Source organism: Parapedobacter sp. ISTM3, from assembly GCF_016533505.1.
GTDB lineage: Bacteria > Bacteroidota > Bacteroidia > Sphingobacteriales > Sphingobacteriaceae > Parapedobacter > Parapedobacter luteus.
Map to the genome: position 1 here is coordinate 171,210 of NZ_JAENGN010000010.1, position 12,870 is coordinate 184,079.

7 protein-coding genes are annotated in these 12,870 nt (G+C 51.5%); 1 reads left to right on the forward strand and 6 read right to left on the reverse strand.

Annotated elements, in window-relative coordinates:
* Positions 1 to 10 precede the first annotated feature (10 nt).
* The 6 genes from JHJ32_RS14630 to JHJ32_RS14655 form a co-directional block, all read right to left on the reverse strand.
* A complete protein-coding gene (locus JHJ32_RS14630) occupies positions 11 to 2,431 on the reverse strand; it encodes an ABC transporter permease (protein ID WP_200121447.1) in 2,421 nt (806 codons plus the stop codon).
* A gap of 206 nt (positions 2,432 to 2,637) precedes the next feature.
* Entirely contained in the window at positions 2,638 to 5,022 is a 2,385-nt protein-coding gene (locus tag JHJ32_RS14635) for an ABC transporter permease (RefSeq protein WP_200121448.1), read from the reverse strand.
* A gap of 454 nt (positions 5,023 to 5,476) precedes the next feature.
* Positions 5,477 to 7,912: an ABC transporter permease gene (locus JHJ32_RS14640; RefSeq protein ID WP_200121449.1), complete on the reverse strand. Its 2,436-nt coding sequence runs from the start codon at positions 7,910 to 7,912 to the stop codon at positions 5,477 to 5,479.
* Positions 7,913 to 8,305: 393 nt separating this feature from the next.
* Entirely contained in the window at positions 8,306 to 10,738 is a 2,433-nt protein-coding gene (locus tag JHJ32_RS14645; protein ID WP_200121450.1) for an ABC transporter permease, read from the reverse strand.
* A 302-nt stretch (positions 10,739 to 11,040) separates the two neighbouring features.
* A complete protein-coding gene (locus JHJ32_RS14650) occupies positions 11,041 to 12,039 on the reverse strand; it encodes an alpha/beta hydrolase (RefSeq protein WP_200121451.1) in 999 nt (332 codons plus the stop codon).
* Positions 12,040 to 12,117: 78 nt separating this feature from the next.
* Positions 12,118 to 12,534: an OsmC family protein gene (locus JHJ32_RS14655; protein WP_079717984.1), complete on the reverse strand. Its 417-nt coding sequence runs from the start codon at positions 12,532 to 12,534 to the stop codon at positions 12,118 to 12,120.
* A 23-nt stretch (positions 12,535 to 12,557) separates the two neighbouring features.
* On the opposite strand from JHJ32_RS14655, the gene JHJ32_RS14660 reads away from it, so the two are divergent.
* Positions 12,558 to 12,848: a hypothetical protein gene (locus tag JHJ32_RS14660; protein ID WP_200121452.1), complete on the forward strand. Its 291-nt coding sequence runs from the start codon at positions 12,558 to 12,560 to the stop codon at positions 12,846 to 12,848.
* The last annotated feature ends 22 nt before the right edge of the window (positions 12,849 to 12,870 follow it).

The window sequence follows — 12,870 nt, forward strand, 5'->3', positions numbered from 1 at the left end:
GCACTCGCTGTCACTCGTCACGCAGCGACTCCACCGGATTGGCCACCGCCGCCCGTATCGCTTGCCAGCTTACCGTGAGCAGCGCAATCGCCACCGCTGCCAGCCCGGCCACCGCAAACATCCACCACTGGATATCGATGCGGTAGGCAAAATCTTCCAGCCATTTGTTCATCGCCCACCAGGCGATTGGGGAGGCGATGGCAATAGCGATAAACACCAGCTTGACAAAATCTTTCGATAGCAGGCCAACGATACCCGTTACGGTAGCTCCCAGCACCTTGCGGATACCGATTTCCTTGGTGCGCTGGAAGGCGGTAAGCGTAGCGAGGCCGAACAGGCCAAGGCAGCTGACAAGGACGGTGACGCCTGTGGCCAGTCTGACGAGTTTAGCCATCCGGTATTCGGACTCATACAGCCCCTTTATCCGTTCATCGTTGAATCGGTAGTCAAAAGGTGCATTGGGGTAGATGGTTTTCCATTCCTGTTCCATTACGGCGAAAGCCTTTTTCCATTGGGAGCGGTCAGCCGGAAGCTTTATATGGAACGTCTGGAGGTTACTTCTCCGGTTGGAGGTGACCAAGGCGATGGGTTCGATTTGTACATGGAGGTCCTTTTGGTGGAAATCGGCGATCACTCCCACGATGGGGTATTGTTTATTCTGCAGGGTTAGGATCTGGCCGACGGCAGCCTGCGGGGTTTTGAAACCGAATGCCTTGCGGGCGGCGTCATTGATGACGATATCCCGGAGCGTATCGGTCTGCTGGATGTTGGTGCCTGCCAGCAGTTCCATTTGATAAAGACCGAGGTAATCTGCATCGATGTACTTGCGGGGCATGTTCACCCGCACTTCACCCGTGTCGGCCGTATAACGAAGGTCTGTCCCAAAATGGTTGTTATTCAGCGGTTCATGGCCCAGGGCAATGCCCGCTATTTCGGGGCGTTGGGTAAGCGTTCGTTTATAAATGAACGGGTCGATATCCGCACCCTGATCCGAGCGATAGGGCATCGGGATATTTACCACGGCGTCGTGCGTGAAACCGAGATCTTTATCCAGTGTGTAATTGAGTTGCTGCCCGATGATGAGCGCGCTGACGATAAATGCCTGTGCGATGACAAACTGAAAGACAATGAGTGCTTTCCTGAAGTTAAGTCGCGCGCCGACGATCATCTTTCCTCCCTGCCCTTTCAGCACTTTTACGGTTTGTACTTTCGTGATGAGCCAGGCAGGGTAAAGGCCGGCTGCAAGGGTGATGGCGGCAAGCAGCGTGAGCAGGAATAGCGCTAATCCGGTGTGGTTCTTGAAATCCCCCAGGCCTTCCGGAATAAATTCAGGAAAGACAGCCATGAACAAACTGGTGAGCGGGATGGCCAACAGCAGGGCAACAACGGCGATAGCGGATGTTTCTACAAGGAAATTGCCAATAAGTGCGCGCGGTGTGCCGCCGAGCGTCTTGCGGATGCCGATTTCCCGGGCGCGCTGCGGCATCTGAGCCGTGCTCAGGTTGACGTAATTGATGCAGGCCAGCACCAATAGGAAGAAACTGATCCCCATCAACCCATAAAGCGTGTTCATGCTGGCCGACCGGGAGCCTGTGGCATACTCGGCAGCAAAGTGCTTCTCGGTGAGCGGGACGGCATCAAACCACGCCTCAAACCCATACTCCCTTTGTGCTTCCCCTGCAAATTCCAGCCGTGTTTCCGTGGCGAAATCCACAATCGGACGAATGGATCCTCCTTGAACCACCTTGACGAAGACGATGTGGTCGGAGTTTGACCCTATCCAATTATCAGACGTCCATTCGGTGGCGGGTACCGCGATAAACTCCTTTTCCTCAAAACTGCTTGGGTAGTCCAGATCGGCTATCACGCCCGTTATCGTGCGCACTACGGTATCGTACATCAGCGTTTTGCCGATGATGTTTTCAGGCTTTAGGCCGGGAAAATATTCCGTGGCGCGCGATTCGGTGAGGACCACCTTATCCGGCGCATCGAGGGCGGTCAGCTTGCTGCCCGCCAGCCAGCGGTGCGGTACCAGATCGAAATAGCTGGATTGTGTGGCCACGACTTGTGGGCCTTCCACTTTTTTCTCCGGCAGGCCTTCCATAGCCGGTACGGTAAGCGTTTCGATGTATTGATTGTATATCGGTACCACCAACTCAACGCCCGAAATCCCTTCGGTTAACGTTGGAGCCAAAGGCAGCGGAACGCCGCCGAAGCCACTTTCTTGCCCATCCGCCTTGAAGCGCCCCACGATTTGATAGACACGCTCCGCATCGGGATGCGCTTTATCAAAGCTCAATTCGTAATCCACCATGCGGTACACAATCCAGCATGCGCTGATGCCGATGGCGAGGCCCAACACATTCAATACCGTGAAGAGGCGATTGCGCCAAAGGTGGCGGAGGGTGGTTTTAAGGTAATTTTTTATCATTTTTCCCTTTCGCTTTATGTAATAGGCTTTAGGCTTACTGCCTATCGAAGACAAATTATTTATTCTCCATACCGCAAACAGTTATTGCGCCAAACTTATACCGGTTTGATTATAAGTTGGTTGTGCCGAAGTCAGCCTTGGTGGGTGTTCGATATCGAACACCTATTGTCCAGTTGCGGACAGCGGCACCTCTTACCCACCACTCATCATTCGCTCCTCAAGCTTGCTACCGGATTGGCCACAGCGGCCCGAACCGATCGGTATGCTACGGTCAGCGCTGCAATGGCCAACGTGATGCCGATGGCGGTAAAAAAGATACCCGGCCCGACGGTTATCCGGTAGGAGAAGTCCGCTAAATACCTATCCATGCCCAACCAAGCTATCGGCGCGGCTATAACGAAAGCAATCACCAACAGCTTGGCAAACTCACGGCCGAAGAGCCAGAGAATCTGCGGCACTGTGGCACCCAGTACTTTCCGGACACCGATTTCTTTGGTTTTATGCAACGCCATGAATGCTATTAATCCATATAATCCGAGGCAACCGATTAAGATAGCCACAAGGGCGAAACCTTGGATGAGGTTGAGCATGATGTTGTCCAGTTCGTAAAATTCGGCAATGGATTCGTCGAGAAACCCATAAGAATATACATAGTCAGAGTACGTTTCTTTCCACAGCCGTTCAAATGCAGCCATGGAAGATGCCAGCTGCTGCCCGTGGAGTTTAATGGAACAATTGAAATAGTTGGTCGTTGACGGCATGATGCATATCGCGTCTTTCTCGCTGTGGAGCGAATAATTATGGAAATCCTTCACTACTCCCACGATCGTACCTTGGTTTTCATCGCCATTGACGGCGATGCGTTTGCCGATAACTTGCTCGGCCGAGGCGAGGTTGAGGTTTTTAACAAAGGTCTCGTTGACCAGAAACTCCTTAATGGTGTCGGACGGAAAGAAATTCCGGCCGGCTACCAGTGGGATGTTGAACGTGGATAGGTACCTGTCGTCGGCAAATTTCATATTGATGCTCCACCGTTCGGTGTCTGGCCGGTTGTCGTAGCGGATATCGGTGGAGTTGTTGGAGCCGGAAGCCGGAGGCTGAAAATTGAGCGATACATGTTTCACACCGTTGATAGCTGAAAGCCGATGCTGCAATGTCTTCATCTTCGCCGCATTTCCGGCGTCGGGTATGGGTAGGTTTACGATGGCCTCCTTATCAAATCCCAAATCGGTTTCCCGCGTGTAGCGGATTTGGCTGGCGATGATGAGTGTGCCGATAATCAGTACCTGGGAGATAGCAAATTGCCCGATGACCAGCACCCGCCGTAACGAGAATCCACCGATTTCGCGCTGGGTAATTTTGCTGCGCAAGGCCTGTACAGGTCTGAAGCCTGCCAAAACAAATCCCGGATAGGAGCCCGACAGGAAGACCACGAATACAGCAATAGTTGCCAGGAACAGCGGCAACTGCCAATTGCTGAACAGGCGCAATTGTACTTCGGTGCCAAGCAATCCATTGACGCCGGGCAGGATGGCAAGCGCCAAACCGTAAGCAAAGGCCAGCGCAATCAGCGTGATGATAGCCGTTTCGGCGATAAACTGCCAGAAAAGCTGCTTGCGGTTGCTTCCCAATACCTTGCGCACGCCGATTTCCTTGGCGCGGTTGATAGCCTGGGCAGTGGCTAAATTGGTAAAGTTGATGGCCGCGGTCACGATGAGGAACAAGCCGATGATAAGCAATGCCCATAGGTAGTTTTTATTGACATAACCATCGAAATCTGGATTGAAATGAATGTCGCTTAAGGGTTGTAACTTAAATTGCCAGATGTCTTTATCCCGGCCCTCATAAATGCGGTGTGAAAGCCCGGTCAACGCTTTGGTGACCTGTTCTGCGGTTACGCCATCTTTTAATCGGGTATAGCATTTGGAACCTGAATAGACACCCAGCCAATTGGTGTCCATACCATCACTGAGCAACTCATGGTACGATGCAAAGATTTCCTGATTGAGGTCCGTATTGACCGGGAAATCCCGAAGGACACCTTTCACCACATAGTCGGTCCGGTTGTTGATTCGTAGTGTTTTGCCTATGGGATCGGCCTCGTCAAAATATTTTTTTGCTATTCGCTCGGTGAGAACAATCTCGTTGGGCTGCCGGAGGATTGTGCTGCTGTCGCCGCGCAACAACGGGAAGTTAAAGATGGCAAAAAATTCCGGCTCGGTATAGGCGACGCCGGTTTCTTCAACGAACCGTTTTTCATCACCTGCCTCCGGCACGGCAACCATCACGCGGCGGTAATCGACCTTCCGTGCGGTGTATTCGGAGAAGCTGAAATCCTCGCGGTAGGCCTTACCCAATGGCCGCGGCACCCCAGCCGAGCGGTTTATACCATCGTCATGCCATTCCGTGACCAGGCGGAAAATGCGATCCGGCTGCGAATGAAAGTTGTCGAAACTGAAATGGTAGCTTATCATCACGAAAATAAGCAGGGCACTGGCGATGCCCAACGAAAGACCAAGCACATTGATTGATGCGTAGGACTTATTGCGCTTAATGTTGCGCCAAGCGATTTTAAAATGGTTCTTTATCATTTTTTCAGTGTTCTGTTATTGGTCGTTATTACCGATCAATCTTTATAAATGTACCTACCTCTTTATCCATGTTCCTTTATCTCATCGCTGTCTACTGTCGTCACTCACCCCCCACAACTTCCTTTCATCGCCGCTGTTTTATGCCGTTGCAGCGAGTATCTGCGAGACGTCAGCGGATTCTGCCGGATCCCTTCCTCCGCCTCCACGGTTTTATGCCCGCTGCAGCCAGGGCCTAGGAGACGTCAGCGGAGCCTGCCGGATCCCTTCCTCCGCCTCCACGGTTTTATGCCCGTTGCAGCCAGGGCCTAGGAGACGTCAGCGGAGCCTGCCGGATCCCTTCCTCCGCCTCCACGGTTTTATGCCCATTGCAGCCAGGGCCTAGGAGACGTCAGCGGAGCGCCACGGATCCAGTCATGGCTGCAATGGGCATAAAAACACCACTCACCACTCACCATCACTCGTCGCGCAGCGAATCAACCGGGTTTGCTACTGCCGCCCGTATGGCTTGCCCACTTACAGTAAGCAGGGCGAAAATGATGGCAGCCAACCCTGCTCCGGCGAACATCCACCACTGGAGGTCGATATGGTAAGCGAAATTCTCCAGCCAATTATTCATGGCCCACCATGCAATTGGTGATGCGATGACGATGGCAATCAATACGAGTTTTACGACATCTCCGGATAGAAGACGCACAATGCCCGTTACCGTTGCACCTAACACCTTGCGGATGCCGATTTCCTTCGTCCGTACGTTGACTGTATACGTTGCCAGCCCCAGCAAGCCCAAGCAACTGATGAGTATGGAAAGCGACATCGCCCAGCCCAATAAACCTGCCGTGGCCTGTTCCCGCTCGTAAAACTGCGCAACCATATCATCAACGAATTGGTAGTTAAAGTCCTCGCCAGGGTAAGCTTGCCTGTAAGCCTTGTGGATTTGGGTCAGGGCTTCATGCCACGACTGGCCATCGCCGTTGGGTTTGAGTCTGACATGGAAAGTCGAACCGCTGTTTTTTTCAAACAGCAGCGGACCGATCATTGCCCGGGTGGATTGATGATGAAAATCTTTCATCACACCCACGATAGGTACCGGCTGTCCATTCCAGTTCAAGGATACACCCAACGCGGCTTCGGGGTGTTGGAAGCCGATCGTTTTTACAAACTGCTCGTTAACGAGCAGCTCCCTGGTGGAATCGCCGGGCAGTACATTACGGCCAGCAACCAGTTCAATCCGGTAAACATCGAGGTAATTTTCGTCGCCCCATCGAATCTGTGTGGTGGGCTTTAGCTCCTCTTTCCCGTTGTGGTAGGAAACGTTGGTAAACGACATCCCTTGATCGGCAGGCGCAAAAAAACCGGTACTCACCAGCTCAACGCCCGGGATGGATTGGATGGTGTGCAATAATGTGGTCCGTTTTTGCTCCTGCTCCCTCGGCGTGTCGAATTTGATCACGGCTTCCTTGTCGAATCCCATATCGGCCTGCAATGAATAATCGATTTGTTTGGTCACAACGACCGTGGCGAGGATAAAAAATTGAGCGACCACAAATTGAGATACGGTCAATATTCGGCGTATGGTGGCTTGCCGGGATTGTCCTGTTCGGGAAGACACCTGGTTTCTTAAGGTTGCCGTAGGCCGATAGCGGGAAAGTATCAGCGCCGGATAGCATCCTGACAGGACTCCCACGACTAAAACGAGCAGGGCAAGAAGCGCCAGATATCCCGGTTGCATCATAAAACCAGCATTTAACCCCGGAGGGACGAAGGCAGCAAACAAGCGGAGGATAAGCGGCACCAGCAGGATCGAGAATAAGGTGGAGATGACGGTTACCAGCACCGTCTCACCAAGAAATTGATAGATTAGCTGTGTTTTGGAACTGCCTAGTGTTTTACGGATACCGATTTCTTTGGCACGTTGCGAGGCTTGTGCGGTGGTCAGGTTGATGAAATTGATGCTCCCTAATAACAACAAGAAGGCCGCGGCGGTCATCAGCCCATATAAGGTGGATTTTTCGGCGATGCGCCCGCCGATATTTGGATAGCGAGGATTGAAGTGGACATCACGCAAGGGCTGGAGGGTAAGCGTGATGTCTCTTCCCGATACCGTATTATGGCTCCGATACAACGTGTTTAATTGCTTTTGGATAGCTATCGCCGTATGGCCTTCCTCCAGCTTGATGTACAGCTGTGAATACGCCATCCAGTCGTCCCACACTGCCATCATAAAGTTATCTTTTAATGGGGACGCCTCGATGGTCGCGACGGCAATAAATTCCTTGCCGGTGAAATCCGTGGGTTGGTCCAAATCACGGACAATACCGGATACGGTCACGGCCAGGTCGTTATACGTAAGCTGTCTGCCGATGGCTTCAGCGGGTGGCAATGTTGGAAAATAAAGGCGTGCGCGGCTTTCTGTCAAGACGACGGTATATGGCTGCCCGATGGCAGCTGAATGTTCACCGGCGATCCAATTGTAATCGAGCAACCGAAAGTAGTCGTTGTTGGTGAAAACAATCTGTTGCTGTTTTTTAAACTCCCCGGGCTTATCAGTTATGTCCTCGTCTACGCGTACATAGGCAGTCGCATCCCCTTGAAACTGGAATACAGGAACAGTTTGCTCGACGCCGGTGAGCTCGGTCGATATCGCGCTTCCCAAGGGTGCAGGCACGCCTACACTATGTCCTTCCACGCCATTGAAGTTGGCGTCGATCACCACGCGGTAAATCCGTTCCTTATACGGCAGGAACATATCGAAGCTGAATTCATAATAAACGATCAAGGAAATCACCAATGCCGCACTGATACCGATGGACAGCCCCAGCATGGTCAATAGCGAAAAGAATTTGTTGCGCCAAAGCTGGCGAAATGCGGTTTTGAAATAGTTCTTTATCATACTTTGAGTATTCTGTGATCGGTGGTCTGGCGTTACTGCTGATTAACCTACACAATGTACGTACCTCTTTATCCTTGTTTCTTTATCTTATCGCTATCTACTGCCGTCACTCGCCATCCATACCTTCCTTTCATCTCCGCTGTTTTATGCCGTTGCAGCGAGTATCTGGGAGACGTCAGCGGAGCCTGTCGGATCCCTTCCTCAGCCTCCACGGTTTTATGCCCGTTGCAGCGAGTACCTGGGAGACGTCAGCGGAGCCTGCCGGATCCCTTCTTCCGCCTCCACGGTTTTATGCCCGTTGCAGCCAGGGCCTAGGAGACGTTAGCAGAGCGCCACGGATCCAGCCATGGCTGCAATGGGCATAAAACACCACTCACCACTCACCACTCACCATCACTCGTCCCGCAACGAATCCACCGGATTGGTCAGTGCAGCCCTTATCGCCTGTCCGCTTACGGTGAGTAAGGCGATGAGCACCGCCACCAACCCAGCCGCAGCAAACATCCACCATTTGATTTCAATGCGGTAGGCAAAATCTTCCAGCCATTGGCTCATCGCCCACCATGCCACCGGAATAGCCAGGATGATGGCGATTCCAACCAATTTCAGAAAATCGAAGGAAAGCAAGCGGATTAATCCTGTCACAGAAGCCCCCAGTACCTTGCGGATGCCGATTTCCTTGGTGCGTTGTTCAGCCATAAATGCTGCGAGGCCAAATAAACCCAGGCAGGCAATAACGATGGCCATCCCTGCAAAAGCCAGGCTCAACTGGCCTACACGGCGTTCAGTCCGGTACATGTTGTCAAACGCGTCGTCCAGAAACTGGTAGGAGAAAGGAAACCCTGGCGCCATCTTATTCCAGGTGTCTTCCATCCGGCTGAGCAGCGTGGGAAGGTTGGCGGTCTCAACTTTGAATGCCGCTTGCGCAGGGTGATTAGCCAAGAAAAAGCCAAGTGGCGTCACGGGGTCGCGTAGCGATTCGAAATTAAAATCTTTCACCACGCCAATGATATCGTATGATTGTACATCACCGCCGAACGTGAAGTATATTTTCTTGCCGATGGCGTCATTGCCGTAGCCGAAATGTTTAGCTGCGGTTTCATTTAAGATGACAGCAGCAGAATCAGCAGGCCGGGCCGCAGAAAAGTTGCGTCCGGATACCAGCTCCAAACCGAATGTAGGCAGATACTGATCGTCTACACGCCAGGTTTGCATCGAAACCGAATTGGTAGCCGACATTACGGATTCGCTCGAAAACGAGTTGTCACTTCGGCTCGAACTGGAGACAGGTAGGTAGCCGCTGATGGTAGCCGCCTTGACACCCGGTAATTTTAAGATTTCTTCACGGAACGCTTTGGCTTGATTTCCAAGCACGTTGAAATCACCGATTACGACCATATTTTCACGGTCATAGCCCAGTTTTTTATGCTGGATATACCGTAGCTGTGCCGTGACGATCAATGTACCGACAATCAGCACAATGGATGTGGCAAACTGAAAAACCACCAAGCCGCTCCTTAATGGGCTTTTTCCGGATGAAACAATCGCACGGGATTTTAGTGCCCCGAGCGGATTGAACCGAGAGAGGTAGGCCGCAGGATAGTAGCCTGCCAATATCCCGACGAATAATGCTAACAGGATAATCAAAGGCAATGTCTTGATGGTCAAAAAATCGCTCGCCCTGAATGCTTTGCCCGATAATTCATTAAATAGGGGAGTAACCAGTATGACGATGCCTACCGCAATCAGCGTAGCCCCAAATGCCAGCAATAAGGATTCGGCTAAAAATTGCCCGGCTACACCGGCTCTTGACGACCCCAATATTTTGCGGACGCCCACATCCTTCGCCCGGTTGGCCGACCTGGCGGTGGACAAATTCATGAAGTTTATGCAGGCGATCAGCAGGATAAAAGCAGAGACCGCGCCGAAAATATACACATATTGCATACTACCGTTGGGACTGAGCTCTCCCATGAGATTCGAATGGAGATGAATATCAGTAATCGGTGTCACATCATAATAGAATACATTCCCCTGTTTCCTGAATTCTTCCATGCTGGATAACTCCATGAACTGTTTTGCCGCGGGAAGGCAATATTTCTGAACATAATGCGCCAAGTGCTCCTCCAAGACCGGGCGATCGGCCGCACTTCTCAACAACAAGTACGTGGTAAAATTATGCGAGAGAAAAGCTCCCCAGTCCCCGTATTCGGCATTTTCCATTGAAAACAGGAAATCATAGTTAAAATGACTGTTTCTCGGCATGTCTTCGATGACGCCGGTCACTTGGTATACCGTGCTTCCAGCATCATCGGTTTCCAAGGTTTTACCGACGACATCGACGGCGTTGAAGTAGCGTTTTGCCGCCGACCGGGTTAAGACTACGCTATTGGGAGCATCCAGTGCATGGGCGAGGTCTCCTTGCAATGCTTGATAGGAAAATAAACGGAAGAATGTAGAGTCGACATGTGCTACACGGGCCTCGTTGATCCAACGGTCGCCTTTCTTCATAAGTTTTGATCCCGATGAGTTGTAGAGCCGAGCAAAGGCTTCCACTTCTGGATATTCGTCGTGAAGAACTGGCCCCATCATGTCGCTTGTACGAGCCATTTCAAGCTTGCTCTCCCCGATTTTGATGTGCGTATTGGCCCGCACGATGCGATCCGCATGAGCATGGAAGCGGTCATAACTCAACTCGTCCAGTACATATCCGGCGATCAGCATAAATCCGGTTAAGCCGAGAGCGAGTCCGATAACGTTCAACGTAGTGAACATCCGGTTCTTTCTCAAGTTTCGCCAGGCGGTTTTGAAATAGTTCTTAATCATACTTTTGTATCATGTGTTTACCTTTTTTATTTTTGTTCTCACCCCTTATTGACCGCCCCACGCAGGTGCAGGTACCCGGTGTGTTAGTCCCTCGCAAGAAAACGTAGACATATTTTGCGCCAAAAATATAAGTTTCTGTATGTCAGTGTTTTATTGGGATTGTTGCTGTCAAGGTGTCCGATATCGGACACCTGCTGTTCAATAGCGGACAGGTGATGAGCAATAAAAAAGTTGCCCTATCTTTTAGCGCAACTTTAGACGATTAGACCGGTTACTGCCGAAGACGGATTGGTGGCATCATTTTACGGCTTCAGCGTAGCCTTAATAAAGGCTGCAGCTTGCAGGATAGCCGTCTGTACCGCAGGTATATCGGCAATGGGGTTGAGCAAGCCGTAATCGTGAATCAATCCGCCGTAGCGCGTCAATGTCACCGGTACGCCGGCTTCGTTTAACCTTCTGGCATAGGCTTCACCCTCGTCACGCAGGACATCGTTTTCAGCCGTCTGTATCAGTGCCGGGGGTAGTCCGCGCAGCTCTTCCAACGTGGCTTGCAGGGGGGAGGCATAGATTTCGGTACGTTTGGCCGTGTCGGGGAGGTAGTTATCCCAAAACCATTTCATCATGTTTCTGGTGAGGAACCGGCCTTCGGCATACCGGTGGTATGATTCGTTTTCAAAGTCGGCATCGGTCACCGGCCAGAGCAGCACCTGAAGTTTGATTTGTGGTCCATGTTGCTTTTTAGCCATCAGCGCCATGACGGCACTCATATTGCCGCCCACACTGTTGCCCACTACAGCGAGGTTTTTTCCGTCGACGCCGATTTCGCCTCCATGGTCCGCCACCCATTGCAATACGGCATAGATTTCATTGATGGCCATGGGATATTTGGCTTCAGGAGATGGTGAATAGTCAGGAAATACGGCTACCGCTCCACTATGGACCACCAGGTCGCGCACCAGCCGTCGGTGCGTAGGATAGTCGCCCAGTACCCAGCCGCCGCCGTGGATGAAAATGAAGACAGGAGCATTTTCCTTTGCACCATGGGGTTTGGCGATATGGATCGTTACCTCATGGCCGTTTTGAGAAATGGGGCGTTCGGATTCTTCGATGCCCGAATAATCAACCGTTACGGATTGCTGTGCGTCGGCCAATACCTGGCGAGCATCTTCAGGGCTGAGTTGTTCAATAGGTTTCCCGTCGCCTGAATTGAGTTCATTCAAGAATGATCGGACTTCCGTAAAAATCTGTGGATCTTGTTCGCCTTTGTAAGGTCTTTCTTGCGCTGTTGCTATTGTGCTCATGGCTAAAAAATTAATGAACAGTGATGTTAAATAAACGTGGAGTGTTTCACGTTGTTTGCGTTAAAATGGCGGAATAGCCTATGACGCAACCAACTGTGCCTGGAGAATGATTTGAAAGCTGAATGCCTGACTCACCGGACAGGTTTTTTCGGCATTTCTGGCAATTTCCTGAAATGCGGCTTCGCTGATTTTTGGGACATGGGCTTTCAGCTCCAGCAGCGATTGCGTGATTTTACCGTTGTCCAGCGTTACGGTAGCTGACGTGACCAGTTCTTCGGGAGGATAGCCGGCCTGTGTGAGATCCAGGCTGAGTTTCATGGTAAAACATCCGGCATGGGCCGCAGCCAGCAGCTCTTCGGGATTCGTGCCGACGCCATCGGCAAACCGACTGTTGAAGGAATAGGGCGTGCGGTTCAGCACGGTACTGGCGGATGTCAGGTGTCCGTTTCCTTCTTTGATAGTGCCGTTCCAAACGGCTTGTGCTTTGCGTTTCATAACTTGTTTCCTTTCTTTAATCGATGTTTGATTTTGATGGAACAAAGTTAGGGCAGTGTACGGGGCGGCGGAATATACAAAAGGCACTTCCAATTGTACATTTTTCCCTCACACAGACATTCTATTATTCGAGCAAGCTGATAGCCGATCAGGCGCCGAAGGGCAGGCGCGCAGCATGGAACTATGCTATCAATGCCGTGTATGTGATTGTGGTGATGGATGGTTTTTCCATGCCGGGTGGCAACCTACCCGTCACTCATCCCTCAAACTATCCACCGGATTGGCCACTGCTGCCCGGATGGCTTGCCTACTGACGGTAAGGACTGCGATAGCAAT